The 17,118-nt window shown below is 51.8% G+C and carries 14 protein-coding genes; 7 read left to right on the forward strand and 7 right to left on the reverse strand.

Annotated features, from left to right (window positions below):
- The first annotated feature begins 17 nt into the window (after nucleotides 1-17).
- Nucleotides 18-773, forward strand: coding sequence for a sulfite exporter TauE/SafE family protein (locus AYJ59_RS02670; protein WP_029938851.1), 756 nt, complete (start codon nucleotides 18-20; stop codon nucleotides 771-773).
- Nucleotides 774-872: 99 nt separating this feature from the next.
- Here the strand turns inward: AYJ59_RS02670 and AYJ59_RS02675 are convergent, their stop codons facing one another.
- The 3 genes from AYJ59_RS02675 to pyrE form a co-directional block, all read right to left on the reverse strand.
- A complete protein-coding gene (locus tag AYJ59_RS02675; RefSeq protein ID WP_127119259.1) occupies nucleotides 873-4,379 on the reverse strand; it encodes a methyl-accepting chemotaxis protein in 3,507 nt (1,168 codons plus the stop codon).
- Between the two features lie 92 nt (nucleotides 4,380-4,471).
- Nucleotides 4,472-5,011 carry a SixA phosphatase family protein gene (locus AYJ59_RS02680; RefSeq protein ID WP_127119260.1) on the reverse strand — a complete coding sequence of 180 codons (540 nt, stop codon included), beginning with the start codon at nucleotides 5,009-5,011 and terminating at the stop codon, nucleotides 4,472-4,474.
- Between the two features lie 32 nt (nucleotides 5,012-5,043).
- Nucleotides 5,044-5,685, reverse strand: a complete 642-nt coding sequence (gene pyrE / locus AYJ59_RS02685; RefSeq protein WP_127119261.1) for an orotate phosphoribosyltransferase — start codon at nucleotides 5,683-5,685, stop codon at nucleotides 5,044-5,046.
- Nucleotides 5,686-5,959: 274 nt separating this feature from the next.
- Here pyrE and AYJ59_RS02690 point away from each other — a divergent pair, with 274 nt between their 5' ends.
- A complete protein-coding gene (locus AYJ59_RS02690; RefSeq protein WP_029938847.1) occupies nucleotides 5,960-6,457 on the forward strand; it encodes a hypothetical protein in 498 nt (165 codons plus the stop codon).
- A gap of 108 nt (nucleotides 6,458-6,565) precedes the next feature.
- Entirely contained in the window at nucleotides 6,566-7,663 is a 1,098-nt protein-coding gene (locus AYJ59_RS02695; protein ID WP_127119262.1) for a hypothetical protein, read from the forward strand.
- Between the two features lie 8 nt (nucleotides 7,664-7,671).
- On the opposite strand, the gene ppx is transcribed toward AYJ59_RS02695, so the two are convergent.
- From ppx to yidD, 3 genes are all read right to left on the reverse strand, one after another.
- Nucleotides 7,672-9,186 carry an exopolyphosphatase gene (gene ppx / locus AYJ59_RS02700; RefSeq protein ID WP_127119263.1) on the reverse strand — a complete coding sequence of 505 codons (1,515 nt, stop codon included), beginning with the start codon at nucleotides 9,184-9,186 and terminating at the stop codon, nucleotides 7,672-7,674.
- A 175-nt stretch (nucleotides 9,187-9,361) separates the two neighbouring features.
- Nucleotides 9,362-11,473 (reverse strand): polyphosphate kinase 1, encoded by a 2,112-nt coding sequence (gene ppk1, locus AYJ59_RS02705; RefSeq protein WP_127119264.1) that lies wholly within the window; start codon nucleotides 11,471-11,473, stop codon nucleotides 9,362-9,364.
- Nucleotides 11,474-11,646: 173 nt separating this feature from the next.
- On the reverse strand, nucleotides 11,647-11,955 hold the full coding sequence (gene yidD / locus AYJ59_RS02710) for a membrane protein insertion efficiency factor YidD (protein ID WP_127119265.1): 309 nt from the start codon (nucleotides 11,953-11,955) through the stop codon (nucleotides 11,647-11,649).
- A 165-nt stretch (nucleotides 11,956-12,120) separates the two neighbouring features.
- On the opposite strand from yidD, the gene AYJ59_RS02715 reads away from it, so the two are divergent.
- Nucleotides 12,121-13,455: a dihydroorotase gene (locus AYJ59_RS02715; RefSeq protein WP_127120363.1), complete on the forward strand. Its 1,335-nt coding sequence runs from the start codon at nucleotides 12,121-12,123 to the stop codon at nucleotides 13,453-13,455.
- On the opposite strand, the gene AYJ59_RS12920 is transcribed toward AYJ59_RS02715, so the two are convergent.
- Complete coding sequence (locus AYJ59_RS12920) at nucleotides 13,445-13,648, reverse strand: hypothetical protein (protein WP_164730730.1); 204 nt, start codon at nucleotides 13,646-13,648, stop codon at nucleotides 13,445-13,447. The two genes, AYJ59_RS02715 and AYJ59_RS12920, sit on opposite strands and share 11 nt — an antisense overlap.
- Here AYJ59_RS12920 and AYJ59_RS02720 point away from each other — a divergent pair.
- From AYJ59_RS02720 to AYJ59_RS02730, 3 genes are read left to right on the forward strand one after another with little or no spacing between them, the layout of a single operon-like run.
- The gene (locus tag AYJ59_RS02720; protein WP_127119266.1) at nucleotides 13,647-14,849 is read left to right on the forward strand and encodes an EAL and HDOD domain-containing protein; all 1,203 of its coding nucleotides are present in this window, start codon (nucleotides 13,647-13,649) and stop codon (nucleotides 14,847-14,849) included. The two genes, AYJ59_RS12920 and AYJ59_RS02720, sit on opposite strands and share 2 nt — an antisense overlap.
- Nucleotides 14,767-16,290 (forward strand): NAD-dependent succinate-semialdehyde dehydrogenase, encoded by a 1,524-nt coding sequence (locus tag AYJ59_RS02725; protein WP_257791234.1) that lies wholly within the window; start codon nucleotides 14,767-14,769, stop codon nucleotides 16,288-16,290. The genes AYJ59_RS02720 and AYJ59_RS02725 overlap by 83 nt, the downstream gene beginning before the upstream one ends.
- The gene (locus AYJ59_RS02730; RefSeq protein ID WP_029938839.1) at nucleotides 16,290-17,072 is read left to right on the forward strand and encodes an EI24 domain-containing protein; all 783 of its coding nucleotides are present in this window, start codon (nucleotides 16,290-16,292) and stop codon (nucleotides 17,070-17,072) included. The genes AYJ59_RS02725 and AYJ59_RS02730 overlap by 1 nt, the downstream gene beginning before the upstream one ends.
- Nucleotides 17,073-17,118 lie beyond the last annotated feature (46 nt).

Below are 17,118 nucleotides of genomic sequence, written 5' to 3' on the forward strand. Positions count from 1 at the left end.
GGAACGGGTAACGACACATGCAGGATCAGTTGCTGTTATTCGTTATTTCGTTTGTGGCCAATCTATTATCCGCCTTGGCGGGCGGGGGCGCCGGTCTGTTACAGCTACCGGCGTTATTGTTTTTGGGGTTGCCGTTCAGCGTGGCCCTTGCGACTCATAAAGTCGCCAGTGTGTTTCTCGGGCTGGGCGCCACGGCCCGGCATTTGCAATCCTCTCAATTTGATGTCCGTTTTGTCGGTTTGATCCTGCTGTCAGGCTTGCCGGGTGTGCTGCTAGGCGCCAACCTCATTTTGCAGGTGGATGACCGTTGGGCGCAATTGGCGCTGGGAATATTGACGCTGAGTCTGGGAGCTTACTCTTATTTTAAACCCGATTTAGGGCATGTGTCCGATCCTAAACACCGAAACCTGCCAGGCCTGCTGTTGGGCGGTTTGGTCCTGTTTGCAATCGGTGCCGTGAATGGCTCTCTGACATCCGGTTCCGGGCTGTTCGTCACCCTTTGGTTGATTGTGTGGTTTGGTTTGGACTATAAGGCCGCGGTGGCTTATACGTTGGTATTGGTGGGGATTTTTTGGAACGGCTTTGGTGCCGCCACGTTAGGATGGCTTGGCCACATTCAATGGGATTGGTTGCCGGCCCTGATTCTGGGGTCGCTAATTGGTGGCTATCTGGGCGCGCATTTTTCAATTATCAAAGGCAATCAACTGGTGAAACGCAGTTTTGAAGTGGTCACGGTGTGTGTTGGTGTCGCTTTGATTGTAAGAGCCGTTTGAGCCAGTCAATTTAGTCGTGTCTATGTTATAAAAAAGCCCCTTCAGATTTCTGAAGGGGCTTTTTTGTTTGCGGGTTGAAATGGGCTAAGCAATGAGGTTTTAGAATTCACCCCATTCATCACCCTCATCTTGCTTGGGTTGTGAAGGTGCCGGTTTTTGCAAGCCTGTTTCTGGAGTCGAAGGCATCGGCTGACGATAAACGGTTTCCGGCTTATCCTCTGGTTTGGCGACCGGTTTTTCCGATTTGATTTTCGGAGTATTGGACGTGCTCAGTTTGGGAGTCGGGCGACCGTTAACCGCAGAAGGCGGCATGGTGTTTTCATGGGTTCTAGCTTCTCGGGCCACGGCTTTTTCGGCCAAGGACAAGTGTTTAATGACTTCTTCACTGGCTTGGTCGAGATTACGGAATTCACGTTTGATGGCTTCGGTGTCGCCGACTTTATTGGCTTCCAAGATGCGTTTAATGACAGCGTGCAACTCGGCGTGCCATTTCTCAACATCTTTCATTTCCTGAAGGTGCATGTATTTCTGACCTTCCGGGCCGTAATACCATTGACCGAGCGCACATTTGTGGTGGTCGGTGGCGGCTGCGTGGTCAAATTCAATGTCAAGGCCTTCCACATAAGCGGTGATGATGCCTTTCCATTGACGGTGGGCGCGGCGTGCGTGGGCAAAGGTAAAGATACCGCTTTCCATCGCCGTCCGGAAAGCGATTTGATCCAAATCGATTTTGAAGGTGCCAATCAATTCATCGACACTTTCGGCCAAGCGACTCATTTCCGTGGTTCGGTCGGCGGTTTCATCGACCAGCGTGGAGTTTTGTTGTGTGACCTGGTCAATACTGCTGATAGCGATATTGACCTGTTCAACCCCTTTGGCTTGCTCGGCTGTTGTTTGTGAAATCTCACTGACGTAACTGCCAATGCGGGCAATGGAATCGTTAATCAGTTCTAATGCCTTACCGGATTCATCCGCCAGCTTTGCGCCTTCATGGACTTTTTCAACCGTATTGTCGATCAATTGACGAATGTCTTTTGCGGCATCGGCCGATTTTCCGGCCAGCGTTCGTACCTCACCCGCCACGACGGCAAAACCGCGACCGTGGTCGCCGGCACGCGCGGCTTCCACTGCGGCGTTCAATGCCAGCAGGTTGGTTTGGAAAGCGATGCTGTCGATCAAGGTGGTGATTTCGGAAATTTTGGCACTGGCTTCGTTGATTTCATTGATGGACTCAATGGTTTTGTGTACCACCTGATTGGCTTCGCGCGCTTCCGATAAAGATGCCGTGGCGGCTTCATTGGCTTCTTTCGCGTTGTTAGCGGTCTGCTGGATGGTGGAGGTGATTTGTTCCATACTCGCGGCGGTTTCTTCCAATGACGCGGCCTGCTGCTGAGTGCGAGCTGACAAGTCGGAGATGTCGTTGGAAATCTTGATGGTTCCATCGGACAGTTTTTTAATGGAATAGGTCGATTGTGACAGTAAGCTGGCAATATTGGTGACGGAGTTATTGATACCTGCTTTTAGTACGGCTAAAGTACCGTCGGTTTCCATGTCAATGCGGGTCCGTAAATCACCGGTGCCTTGGGCAATCATGACTTGAGTGGTCTGCTGAATGATGCTTTCCAGCTTGTCCAAGGAGGCATTAATGTTGTCCTTCAATTCTTGAATTTCACCTTCGGCTTTGGAGGTGATTCGGCGTCCGAAGAAACCTTCCGCAACTTGACTCATCAGTTCGTTGACTTCGTAGAAAACCCCTTTCAGGATGGTCATGGCCGCTTGGGCGTCTTTCATAGCGTCGCTGAAATCGCCGCGGGTCTGGTGGTGTGTTTCGTAGTTGAAGTTACCGGCACGGATTTCTTTAAGAATGCCGCGAACTTCGCCAAAGGTTTCCTGCAAGGCTTTGGAGGCATTGTTCAGGTTGGTTTTCATCACCTGATAATCACCGGTCATCGGAATGATGGTTTCGGTTTTCAGGCGGCCTTCGGAGATGTCTTTCATCATGCGGCCAGCTTCACCCAGTGAGACTTGTGCGGATTGCATCTGGTTGTTATAAGCTTCGGCCAACTGCCCCATTTCATCTTTATGGGACGCGTCGACACGGGTACTCAAATCGCCGGATTCCGTGGCGTGAGTCATGACGTCGACAATACGCTTCAACGGACGAATGACATTGGTTTTGATGAGTAATAGGAAGATGATGATCAGTGCCAGCATTGAAACGCCGACATTGACGACCGAATCGATGGCCGCGTTGGCGGCCGCTTTGTTTAAGCCATTGAGTTTGGCCATGTCCTCAATGAAAATGTGGTAACCGATCATATCTCCATTGGTATCGGTAATCGGCTTCAACGCGTAGAAAGCGCCGTTGGCAATCAACTGACCTTTATCAATCAAGCGATTGATATCGATGGCTTTCAATTTTTCGACGGTTTCCGGTGCGAAATCCGTGGTGCTGGCCAGCGTCAGGTTACCGAATTTCGGATTGTCTTTGGCTTTGACCGCGATATCCAACGCGTTAGGGGTGAACAGTGAAACGTAATCAATGGCGTCGTTTTGTAAAAACTTCACCAGAGATTTAATGCTGGAGACGATTTCGACGGAACCGAGGAACGTGGAGCCGTCTTCGCTGAAGATTGGTGACAAGCTGCGGATAGCGGCACCGGCACGGCCCAGCTCAATGCCGGTCACGGCTGTTTGGCGTTCGCGAACCTGGTTGACGGTATAGCGGAACGATTTCAGGTCGTCACCGGATTTATCGCGCCAGGAACGTAGGAAAGAGTGGCCGCGTGCATCATGGATGTGAGCACGAACCGTTTGACCGGATACCTTTTTAATCAAATTGAAATCTTCGTCCAAGGCTTTTTTGGCGAGACGGTTATCGCCGCTTTCCAGTGAACGAATCACATCCGGGTTGGCGGCTAATCCGATGGCTGTATTCAAGCTGACGAGTTCATATTTGGAGACGTAGTTGTCGAGATCGCGAACAATCTGTTCTTTACGAATTTGTGCGTTTTCGTCTTCCGCCTTTAAGTAGTCGATTTCCGCAAGCGTGGCGCTGATGGCAAAACCGAGCACCACCAAAATCAAACCGGTGACCGCCAGTTTGCTCATGATTTTCATGCGGTTAAACGGATTGAGTTGGTCGAAACGATAACGGGATGGTGTTTGGATTTTGCCGCGGTGAATGACTAGGCGCCCGGCATTAATGCCTTTATAGGCCGCCGAGGCGGTGGCGATTTCTTCTTTGGTGGCGGGCGTGCGGACGGAAATGTAACCGACGGATTTGCCGTTTTCAACAATCGGAGCGGCGTTGTCCTTGACCCAATAGTGGCGACCGTCTTTAGTGCGGTTTTTGACGATTTGCGTCCAGGAAAGTCCGGCTTTCAGCGTATCCCAAAAGTCCTTGAAGACGGCTTTTGGCACGTCCGGGTGACGCAAAATGTTGTGGGGTTGGCCGATGATTTCATCGGCGGGATAGCCACTGACCTCGATGAATTCGGAATTGGCTTCCAAGATGGTTCCTTGAAGGTCGGTTCGGGAAATGATCCGATAGTAATCCGGAATTTCGACTTGTTCATCGATAAGGTGTCTGTTTGCTTGTGTCATACCGGTGCCTCTGACAGTTTTATTGAGTTGTTATCGTTGTTATTGTCTTATTGAATCAATCGCTTAGCATAAAGTATGCCCAGCCAAATTTGTCAGCTTGCGGGAGCGTCCTTTTCCTTGCAGGGCCGAGCGATGTCTTTCGGGCGGGTTATGTGCGATAAACGTCCGTCACCCGCGGATAAATGTTGCCAGTTATGGCCTAATACCATTTGTGCTAACGCCGCCGTCGGCAGTAATTTGGTACCGTCTTCTTTCGGGTCGCCAATGAGAAAATGAATCAAGTCCTCAAAGCCGGGGTTGTGGCCAATCAGCAACACCCGCTCGAATCCATCCGGTATCTTGGCCAATAAGGCCAGCAGTTGGGTTCGATCGGCCATATACAAGGCGTCCTGGGTTTCGACCGGAATGTCTTTTGGCAAATTCAGGCGCTTGAGCGTTTGTTGCGCACGTTTGGCCGGTGAGACCCACACCAGGTCTGGCCAAATGTTCTGTTCGCCGAACCAATGAGCGATTTTGCAGGCGGCTTTTTTTCCTTTATCGGAAATCGGGCGGTCGATGTCGGCCGTGTCCGGTTTTTTCCAGTCGGATTTCGCATGCCGCAATAACAGCAGCTCTCGAAGTTTATTTGCCACGTCGTCGCTTACTCACTGGTTGTTTACATTCGTCAGGCGTCAATGCCGTAGTTGGCACGGTAATCTTTCATGGATGCCAAAATGGTCGAATCATCGCTTTGTTCGGTCAAAAAGTCGATGATATCGTTCAGGTCAATCACGCTGAAGACCGGAATGCCATATTCCGCTTCCACTTCCTGAATGGCGGATTGGGTTCCCTGGCCGCGTTCCATTCGATCCAATGCAACCACCACGCCGGCCGGCCGGGCACCGTGCGAACGGATGATTTCCATCGATTCGCGAATCGCCGTACCGGCGGTGATGACATCATCAATAATCAGCACATCGCCTTCCAACGGGTGGCCGACAATGGTGCCGCCTTCACCATGATCCTTCGCTTCTTTGCGGTTAAACGCATAGGGTTTGTCCAAAGCAAAATCTTTCGCCAATGCGACGCTGGTGGTGGCCGCCAGCGGAATGCCCTTATAAGCGGGGCCGAAGAGAACGTCGAACCCGACACCGCTGTCGGAGATGGTGGCCGCGTAAGCTTCCGCCAACTGGGCAAGTTGCCCGCCGGTGTTGAAGAGACCGGCATTAAAAAAATAAGGGCTCTTACGGCCCGATTTCAATGTGAATTCGCCCAGCTTCAAGACGCCGGCTTCCATGATAAATTCAATAAATTTTGCTTTGTTCATTCGTGTGTATTCATTCCTTTTCGTCAGGTTATCTTAACCATGCGGTTTTTTTTTCTCAAGCACTTTAGGGATAAAGTTTTTTGCCACTGAAATCATATATTTTTTTATGCATTTATGTCCGCTCGAAAGGCGCTCTATCAGGCATTCGTTAAATCGCGTAGTGCAGAAAAAACGAAATTGGCACACATCCTGCAAGTGATGTCACAAAGACAATTCAGGTGACGGAATATTGACACTTTTTGTCACCTCGCATCACTCATAAAAGGACGGAAAAATGGCTATTGACCTCAGTAAAGTGGAACCTCTCGGCTCGAAAAGCGTGTTGTTGGAACAGGCGCTCAGACGTCATCGTGCCCAGAACCAGGCGGAGGAGTTCAATTCGATTGATATGGAAGACATGGTTTCGCCGGATTTCGAGTGGCTGAAAGACGATAAAGTGGCGATTCAAAGTCTGGTCAAACAGATGGATGCCTCCATTGGTCAGTTGGCGAAACAAATGCATGACCTGGAAGCGGTTTCCGAAAAGTCGCGTGATAAGGTCGAAAAAGAGCAGCAATTACTGTTCAAGCAGATTCGGACCTTGAACAGTTTGCTGAAAAAACAAGTCGATATTTTCGCCGCCGTCGAGCGTCAAATGTCCGACATCGAAATCAAAAACAATAACCTGATTCCGCAGGTCGGTATCGGGTTGATTTCCGGGTTGATGTCGGCGGTGACCATTCTGGCCACTGCGCCGTGGCTCAGTGTGTTGATTGAAAACCTGCGTGGCTGATTCAGACCGATTTCTTTTTTGTATCCTTATTACTCTCTTGGCAACGGTTTTGTAAAAAAGCCGTTGCATCCTATAATGGATGGCCAACACGAATCGTGAGGACATTCCATGCAAGCCAAAGTGCTATTCAACGAACTTTTGACGCCTGACCATCCGGAAAAAGATGTGTTTCACATCGGTCTGGAAACCGAAGACGCGCTCGATTACCTGCCAGGAGACTGGTTGATGGTGTCGGCCGAAAATTCCCCCGAGCTGGTCGAGTTGGTGTTGCAGAAACTGGAACTGTCCGGCGACGAACGGATTGAGCTACGGCGGTTGGGTGAAATGCCGGTGCGCGAAGCCTTGCATTATCATCTGGAACTGACGCAGTTGAGTCCGGCGATTTTGAACAAGCTCAAACGTCACGAAGGATTGGACGATTGGGCCGACCGTGCGGAGATGATGGCGTACGCCGAAGGGCGCGACATCGTCGATCTGCTGGAGGCGTATCCTCAATTCAAAGGCTTGTCCTTTTGTGAACTGTTGGCGCCCTTGGCTCCACGATATTATTCCATTGCTTCCGCCCCGAAGGCGGTGGGCGACAAACGCGTGGATTTGGTGTATCGCAAGGTGGCGTTCGAGCGCGCCGAGCGGGAACGCAAAGGGTTAGTCACCACGGCGTTGAGTGCGTTGCAGTCGGGTGACGTCATTGATGTCGCCTTGAGCAAAAACCGTAACTTCAAATTGCCGCATGCTTTGGAAGATGCGTTGTGTGAACCGGCGCCGATCATTATGGTGGGTGCGGGTACCGGTATTGCGCCGTTTATCGGTTTTTTGCAGGAGTGGTTTCTGGAAGAGCGTTGTGTGCAAAATCACCAGGCCTGGCTGTTTTTCGGGGAAACCCATCGAGATAAAAGCCATCTGTTCGAGACCACTCTGGCGGAGTGGGAAACCCAAGGCTTGCATTTACGCACCGCCTTTTCCCGCGACCAGGCGCATAAAGTGTATGTGCAGGATCGACTTTGGGAAGACCGTGCTGCGGTTTGGAAATTATTGTCGGACGGAGCGTTCTTTTATTTGTGCGGCGACAAAAACCAGCTCAAAGTGGGTGTGGAAAGCGTGTTGCTGAAGATATTGCAAACCGAGGGCGGGTTGGACGAAGCGGCCGCCGAAGCACTGTGGCACGACTGGAAAAAGAGCCGACGGGTGCAGTTCGACGTTTACTGATTGTGATTCTACTGATACGTCAGTTCAAAACCGGCGGCGGCCAAACGCCCGGCTTCGACATCCAAGTCAAGCTGGGTGAGCGGGTGCTCCGGCAGCCAGTCGTTTTCGAATTGCAGGCGAATGCTGCGCTCGTCTTCAATGTAGAGCAGAATGTCCGGAATGTCGGTTTCACGCCCGCGGTGAATACGCACCGCCAAGCGCAGCAAGACGGTCAGGTATTTGAGTTTGTTGTTGTGCGGCGCATCGAACTTGTCGTAGACATCCGGCACGAACTTGCCGCGATGGTTCAATAACATGGCCGACAGCATCTGCTTTTCTTCCTGGGTGAAACCCGCCAATTCGGAATTTTCAATCAAATAGGCACTGTGATGGCGGTAACGCTTGTAGCTCAGCGCCATGCCGGCTTCGTGCAGGCGCGCCGCCCAGTTCAATAACTTTTCATAACTGTAATCGCCGTCGTGCAATTGCCAACTGTTGTGCGCCTGTTTGTACAGCATCTCGCTGGTACGGGCGATGGCGTTGGCCTGTTGTAAGTCGATTTTTAACCAGGCCTGGGCGGCAGCGACACTGGTTTCGCGCACGTCTTCCGCGAACAGGCGGCCAAGGGTGTCGAATATCAGGCCTTCGCGCAAGGCGTTGGAAGACACCTGCATCTGATCGATTTTCAGTTCCTCAAAGGTGGCGATGAGAATTGCCAAGCCGCCCGGCAACACCGGCACCCGTTCGTCTTTCAAGCCTTGAATGCCGGAAGTGGCCAGCGAGTCCGAGGCAATCATCGCGTCCCGCAACTGGTACATGCCGTCTAAGGTGATACCGGAAGGGCTCCAGTCATTGTCTTTCAGGATGGTGCCGATGGCCTTGATGGTGCCGGAAGCGCCCAGAGCGCAGTCCCAGCCAAGGCGTGTCAGTTTTAACAGGTGCGGGCGGATGATTTGACGGCAGGCGGAAATCGCTTTGTTCATGCGTTTTTCCGTAATGTCTTCTTTGGAAAAGAACTTTTGGGTGATGCTGACACAGCCCATTTCGGTGCTGGTGAGGTGACTGTAGGTGAAGTTCTGACCAATGATGTATTCGGTACTGCCGCCGCCGATGTCCATCACCAGGCGTTGTTCGTCGTTTTGCGGCAGACCGTGCGCCACGCCGAGGTAAATCAGGCGAGCCTCTTCCTGTCCGGCGATGATTTGGATGCTGTGGCCAAGGGCTTGTCGCGCCTGGCTGAGAAACTCATGGCTGTTCTTGGCGTTGCGCAGGGTATTGGTGCCGACGGCGCGGACTTGGTGGGACGGAATGTTTTTAATCAACTGGCCGAAACGTTCTAGGCATTCGATGCCGTTTTGAAAGGCCTGCGGGGTCAAATAACCTTTTTTGTCCAGGCCTGACCGCAACCGAATCATCTCTTTATGCTTGTCGATGATCTGGAGCTGACCGTGGACTTCGCGAGCGATGACCATGTGGAAACTGTTGGAGCCGAGGTCGATGGCGGCGTAGATATTTTGATTCGGTTCGGCGGTCGTTTCTGTCATTTTAAGCTACTGAGTTGGCGAAAAAGGGGCATAGTTTACTCGCTTTTGGCGAAAATGAAAATCGGCCGTCCCTGACCTGTCTGTTACAGCTTACTGTGAAAGTGGATGATTCGCAAACGATGAACCACGCCGACTGACCGTCGGCGCTCAGTCGGTTAATGGCGGGTCAGCCGTTTTAGCTGGAATATTTTTCAATCAGCCAGCGCTGGGCGTTGAAGGGTTCTTCGCCGTCGGCCGGGGCTTTTTGAGTGTAGGAGCCATCGGCCTGCAGTTGCCAGGCGCCGGTGTTGTCGTTCAGGTAAATGGCCAACCCTTCGGTATAGACTTGCTGGAAGTGTTTTTTGTCCAGAATCGGGAAGCAGGTTTCCACGCGCGAGAAGAGGTTGCGGCGCATCCAATCGGCACTGGAACAGAAAAGTTCCGGCTCGCTCTGGCTGTTTTCGAAGTAATAGACGCGGTGGTGTTCCAGGAAACGACCGATGATGCTGGTGACCCGAATGTTTTCCGATAAGCCCGGCACGCCGGGGCGTAAGCTGCAAATGCCGCGCACGATTAAGTCGATTTCCACGCCGGCCTGCGAGGCTTCGTAGAGAGCGTCAATCATGCCTTGTTCCTGCAAGCCGTTCATTTTGGCAATGATGCGCGCCGGTTTGCCCTGTCGGGCGTTTTCCGCTTCGCGTTGAATGCGTTCAACCATGCCGCTCTGTAAGGTGAACGGGGACTGCAACAGCACCTGCAAGTTTTTGGTGTCGCCCAAACTGGTCAGTTGTTGGAAGATTTTTGAGACATCACGTCCCATTTCCGGGTGGGCGGAAAACAACCCGAAATCGGTGTAAAAACGTGTGGTGATGTGGTGATAGTTACCAGTGCCGAGATGGACGTAATGGCGTAACTGCTCGCCTTCGCGGCGCACCACCAGAATCATTTTGGCGTGGGTCTTGTAACCGACCACGCCGTAAACCACATTGACCCCGGCATCCTGCAGGCGGTTGGCCTGAATGATGTTGTTATCCTCGTCGAAGCGGGCACGCAGTTCCACCACGGCGGTGACTTCCTTGCCGTTTTTGGCGGCTTTTTCCAAGGCGTCGATAATCGCCGATTTTTCACCGGTTCGGTAAAGGGTCATGCGAATCGCCAGTACGTTCGGGTCTTTGGCGGCCTGTTGCAGGAACTCGATGACCGGCGTGAAAGAATCGTACGGGTGGTGCAACAGGATGTCGCGCTGTTGAATTTGGTCAAACAGGGTTTGCGGCGCCTTGTTGCGGGTAAAGAGTTTAAACGCGCCTTGTTTGGCTTCCTTGACCGTCAACTGTCTCGGTGAATAAGGTTCGAACAGCAGGTCTGGTCGTTTGGCCAAATCCGGCACGGCGTTGAGACGGTGCAGGTTCACCGGACCGTTGACCTGATAGAGTTGTTCTTCGTTCAGGTTGAAGCGGTCCATCAGGTATTCGTACATGTTTTTCGGACACTTGTCGGAGACCTCCAGACGAATGGCGCCGCCGTATTGACGGCTGCTCAGTTCGCCTTCCAGTGCGCTCATAATGTCGTCCACTTCCTCTTCGTCGATGAACAAATTGGTGTTACGGGTGATACGGAATTGGTGACAGCCGGTCACGGTCATACCCGGGAAGAGGTTGGAGACGTTGGAGTGCAACACGGATGATAGGAAAACGAAATCGTTCGAACCGTCGGTGGCTTCCGGCGGCAGTTTGATGATGCGCGGCAAGGAACGCGGTACCTGTACGATGGCTAAACCGTTGGAGCGTCCGAAAGCGTCTTTGCCTTCCAACGAGACGATGAAGTTCAAACTTTTGTTGAGCAGTCTCGGGAACGGATGCGACGGATCGAGCCCCATCGGGCTCATGACCGGTTGCAGGGATTTGACGAAATAGTCGCGAATCCACTCCTTTTGTTGTTCGGTCCAGTGGTTGCGGCGCAGAAAACGAATGCCTTCCTTTTCCAACTCGGGAATCAGTATGTGGTTTAAGGTGTGGTACTGGTCGTCCACCAATTCATGCGCTACGTCCGACAACACTTCAATGGCGTCGTGCGGCGTCAGATTGTCGGGTTGGGTGCGTGCGGACGGATCTTTGCACAACTCATACAGACTGGCCAGGCGCACCTCAAAAAATTCATCCATGTTGCTGCTGGAAATACATAGAAATTTCAAGCGTTCCAACAATGGAATGTCGGGGTTTTTCGCTTGGGCCAAAACGCGACGGTTAAACTCGAGTAAGCTTCGTTCTTGGTTGATGTAAGGGGTGTCAATCGTCGTTTCGGTTTCCATGGCGTCCTCTGATATTGTTGTTATGGTCGACTGTGCAGCTGGCCGAGTGCCAACCTTCATATTTTCCTCTTTCTAGGCCGATTTACAAGAGGGATTCGGTGTGGCGTTGCAAAGACAGCCGTTCGTGACAGGCAGTATAGAGCCGCTAGATGACGATAAAATGAAATTTGCGTTCAGTCTTTCGAACGGTCTTCGTGTTCTGGTACGGAAGCCGGGACCTTGTCGGCGGTCGAAGCCTTCTTGTCATGATGCGAGCAACCGCATTCCGGCACCGGGTCAACACCGCCAGGGTTGCCGGGATGGCATTTGGAGACCCGTTTGACGCCCAGCCATAATCCACACAAGACACCGTGTTGTTGTATCGCTTCAATGGTGTAGTGAGAGCAGCTTGGGTAAAAGCGACAGCGCGGCCCCAGTAATGGACTGATGAACAACTGGTAAAAGCGAATCGGCAATATGGCCAGCCATTTGAACGGGTTCATGGTCGAAGCGGTTTTCTCCGTTTAGGATAAAATGTTACTTTATCACATTTGATATTGTGCCAAGATGATTTTACCAGGATACGAAATTTTCATGGGTTTTCTCTATGCAAATCGGTTCAAGGGTTTAAAATGATGCCATTCGCATTGCAATACAAGAGTCCGTTTATGAAAAGTCTATTGATTACCCAAGCCAAAATCGTTAACGAAGGCCGAATTTTTGAAGCCGATGTGTTCATTCAAGATGGTGTGATTGCGCAAATCGCACCGCAGTTGTCGGTGGCGGCGGACGTGACCATCGACGCGGCCGGCCAACATTTATTGCCTGGGTTTATCGATGACCAAGTGCATTTTCGCGACCCTGGGTTCCCGGCCAAAGGCAGTATTGCGACTGAATCGAAAGCGGCGATCGCGGGCGGTACAACGACCTTTATGGACATGCCGAACGTGAAACCGACCACCACCACGTTGGAAAATTTGGAAGCCAAGTATGAACTGGCCGCCAAAACCGCTTGGGCCAATCACTCGTTTTATCTGGGCGCCACCAACGACAACATCGAAGAAGTCAAAGCACTGGATCCGAACGCGACCTGCGGAGTTAAGATTTTCATGGGAGCGTCCACCGGGAACATGCTGGTGGATCGTGAGCAGGCGTTGACCGATATTTTCACCCACAGTCCGACCTTGATTACCACACATTGCGAAGACACGCCGATGATTAAAGAACAGGAAGCCTTGTATCGCGAAAAATACGGTGATGCGATTCCGATGCAATACCATCCGGACATTCGTTGTCGAGAAGCCTGTTACAAGTCGTCGTCTTTTGCGGTCGATTTGGCGAAGAAAACCGGGGCCGATTTGCACATTCTGCATTTGACCACCGCCGAAGAAATGGCGTTGTTTGCACCGGGGCCGGTCGAAGGCAAAAAAATCACCGCCGAAGCCTGTGTGCACCATTTGTGGTTTACCGCCGACGATTACATGGAAAAAGGCAGTTTGATCAAATGTAACCCGGCCATCAAACAACAGTCCGATCGTGATGCCATTCGCCAAGCGGTGAAAGAAGGGCGGATCGACATTATTGCCACCGACCATGCGCCGCACACCTGGGAAGAAAAACAAAGTGACTCCTACTTCGGCACGCCGGCCGGTTTGCCGCAGGTGCAGCAATCGCTGACGGCCTTGCTGGACATGGTGCATGACGGGGTGTTCGATTTGGAAACCGTGGTGCAGAAAACCTCGCACAATGTCGCGATTCGTTACCAGATTGAAAAGCGTGGCTTTATCCGTGAAGGGTATGCCGCCGATTTGGTGTTGGTGGACATGAACCGTCCGCATACCGACACGCGTGACAACAACCTTTATCAATGCGGTTGGTCGCCTTGGGAAGGTCACACCTTCAAATCGTCGGTGATGAGCACCATCGTCAATGGTGAATTGAAGTATCACCAAGGCAAGTTTGCCGAGTTCACACCGGGGCAACGCCTGACATTTACCCGTTAAGCGGAATCCGAATTTCCACCAGGCCTGGCGGAAAGTCAGATGATTTGGCCCAACTTTCGGATTGGCCCAACCATTTTTGCTTGCGTTCGTTCTGGCTCGGCGTTAAAGTTTGAAGTACGCGTGAAAACGTATCAAACATAACAATATCGTCGTCGACGAAAGCGTCACTCTGAGTGCAATAGGAATGAATCATGTCAGAAGTTTTTATTGGCCGCCAACCGATTCTTGATCGTAATATGAAAGTCTTTGCGTATGAGCTGGAATTTCATCAAGGACTGAACCCCAACCAAACCACCATTGAAGCCACTGAACAATTGTTGGAAAAGACCGAATCCGAAATCGGGTTTCAGTCGATTGTCGGTTCTCATGCGGCGGTGATGCAGTTGCCGCGCGAGTTGATTGCCAAAGCGAAATGGCCGAGTTTCGACCAGAATCATAACATCGTGTTGGAAATCCCCAACGACGTGAATAAGGACGTCGAGATTCTCAAAAGCTTGAAGGCCTTGAAGCTGGAAGGTTCCGCCATTGCGCTGGATAACTTTATCGATGATGAATCCAGTGTCAAGCTGGCCTCGATCAGCGATTTCGTGAAAATCGATAACGAAGCCCACTCCGAAGTCAAAATGAAGTCCATGTTGCAAGATTTGCATGAAAAAGGCGTCAAGGTGATTGCGGAACGGGTGGAAACCGAAGAGATGTTCAATTATCTCAAACGTATCGGTTTCGATTATTTTCAGGGCTACTTTTTCACCAATCCCGTGGTGATGAACGGTCAGAAATTGACCGGCAACAAGCTGACCTTGTTGCAGTTGATGTCCAAAATCAACGACCCCAAAACCAAATTCGAAGAACTGTCCGGCATTTTGAGCCAGGATGTCGCCTTGACGCACAAGTTATTGGTGGCGGTGAACAATCCGGCGACCATGATTCCCATCAAGGTCGAGTCGGTTTCCGATGCTTTGAAATACATGGGGCTGAAGCGTTTGAAGTTCTGGGTCAATATGATGATGCTTGGCGATTTGGAAGATGCGCCGAAAGAACTCTTGACCACTTCGTTGATGCGCGCCAATTTTTGTGAAAAACTGGCCGAGAAAACCGGCCATGCCCGTGAACGCGACACGTTCTTTCTGGTGGGGCTGTTTTCCAATTTAGGCGCGTTTTTCCGCGCCCCGATTGCCGAAATTCTTGACGAAATGCCTTTGTCCGATGAAGTGAAAGAGGCCTTGATTCATTATCGTGGCCCGATGGGGGAAGCTCTGTCGTGCTTGAAACAATTGGAAAGTGCCGGAGAGACCGTCGCCAACCTGCGTTATGGCGAAGTCGGCATTTCCGATTTGGCCAATTTGCTGTTATCGGCTTCGGCCTGGGCACAGCAAGCCATGGATAACCCTTAACCTTTTCGGCGGCGAGTCCGCCATCCCGAATGGACCGCATTTACGTTCGGCCGTAACCAAAGAAGGAACGACTATGATGCAATCAATCAATCCCGCAACCAATGAACTGTTAGCCGAATTCGATACCTGGGATCAGGCCACACTCGACGAGGTGGTCACGCAAGCCGGTTACGGCTTTGCCGACTGGTCGAAACTGACGCCGCTGTCCGACCGTATCGCATTGTTGAATCGTTTGGGTGATGTGTTGTTGGACGACAAGGAAGTCCTGGCGGAGTTGATTACGCTGGAGATGGGGAAACGCTATTCCGAAGCCGTGGCGGAAATCGAAAAGTGCGCCTGGTTGTGCGATTACTATGCCGAAAATGCCGAGCGGTTTCTGGCCGATGAAATGATTGAAACCGATGCCAGCAAAAGCTATGTGGCCTATTTACCGCTGGGCGTGGTGCTGGGTGTAATGCCGTGGAACTTCCCGTTCTGGCAGGCATTGCGGTTTGCGGTACCGACCGTCACCGCCGGTAACATCGGTTTGTTGAAACACGCTTCCAACGTACCGCAGTGTGCTTTGGCGATTGAAGAAGTGTTCCGTAAGGCCGGATACCCGGACGGGGTCTTCACGACCTTGATGATCGGTTCCGATAAGGTGGAGTCGGTGATTCGCCATCCGGCGGTCAAAGCCGTGTCTTTGACGGGGAGCGAACCGGCCGGCCGCAAAGTGGCGAGTGTCGCCGGGGAAGAATTGAAAAAATCCGTGCTGGAATTGGGCGGCTCCGATGCCTTTATCGTGCTGGATAACGCCGATATTCAAACCGCGGTGGAAAATGCGGTGAAAGGGCGTTTCATGAATATGGGGCAAAGTTGTATCGCTTCCAAGCGCTTTATCGTGGACGCGGGGATTATCGATGACTTTATCGAGCGTTTTAAAACGGCGGTGGAGTCACAGTTCGAAGCGGGTGATCCGATGGAACCGGATGCGACCTTGGCGCCGATGGCGCGCCAGGATTTGCTCGACGAGTTGCATCAACAAGTCACCAAATCGGTTGAAATGGGGGCGAAAATCGTCACCGGCGGTTATCAGTTGGATCGTCCGGGCTGTTATTATGCGCCCACCATTCTGACGGATGTGACCAGCAATATGCCGGCGTTCAGCGAGGAGTTTTTCGGGCCAGTCGCCATTGTATTGAAAGCCACCGAGCCGGCGCATGCACTTGGGCTGGCCAATGCCACCGACTTCGGTTTGGGCGGTTCCATCTGGTCGAATGATTCGGCCACGGCGGAAACCATGGCACGTGGCATGGAATCGGGCGCGACCTTTGTTAACAGCATTACCTTTTCCGACCCGCGCATGCCGTTTGGAGGCATTAAGCATTCCGGTTACGGGCGTGAACTGTCGGGACAAGGCATTCGCGAATTCACTAATATTAAAAGCATTTGGATTAAATAATGACATTGCTCTGGAAAACCCTGGTCGATTTGAAAGAACCGACCATTCTGATTCGGCTGTTTATTCCGTTCGCCGTTGGCCTGGTTTTGGTCTCGTTGATGGGGTATGGCGTATTCGGCCTGTTGTTGACGAGTGACTTTATTACGCAGAGTGCGTTTGTACAGGACTTTGAAAGTTGGAAGCTTCAAGCCGAGAATACCATCGGCGCGATTCCTCTGGTGGGCGGATTGGTGCTCTGGTTTTTGGGCTTTACCGTCGCGGTGATTGCCGGGTTGCTGGGCATTGTGCTCGGCAGTTATCTGGTGCTGTTGTTCGCGATGATCGTGACCGGTTTTATGACCGATTCGCTGGTGAAAGCGGTGCATGACAAACATTACCCGCACACCGAATACCACGGTCACGGCTCGATGTTGGGCATGATTTGGAAACTGGTGAAATTCGGGTTGTTGATTTTGCTGCTGTTGATTGTGACTTTCCCGCTGCTGTTTGTGCCGCTCATCAACGTGGTGTGGTTCTGGCTGATCGGGTTCTTGTTTTTCCGTTATGCCGTGGTGCTGGATGTGGGGCAGGTGATTCTGCCGGAAGCCTTGTTCAGCCGCTTGAAGCCGTTGACGAACTGGCCGCCGACTTTTGCCGTCGGGGTGCTCTATGCCTTGAGTGTGTTTCCGATTATCAGCTTTTTCGCGCCGGTACTGGCGGTCATCGCCTTGTCGCATTATTATTTCGACCAGCTGTCATTGGAACCTGGATTGAAAAGCGATGCGGATACCATTATCGATTAACGACTCATCGTTTTCCGGTTCGTTTCGTGAACCGATTCACCATTTC

The sequence above is a fragment of the Thiomicrospira sp. S5 genome, from assembly GCF_003991075.1.
GTDB lineage: Bacteria > Pseudomonadota > Gammaproteobacteria > Thiomicrospirales > Thiomicrospiraceae > Hydrogenovibrio > Hydrogenovibrio thermophilus.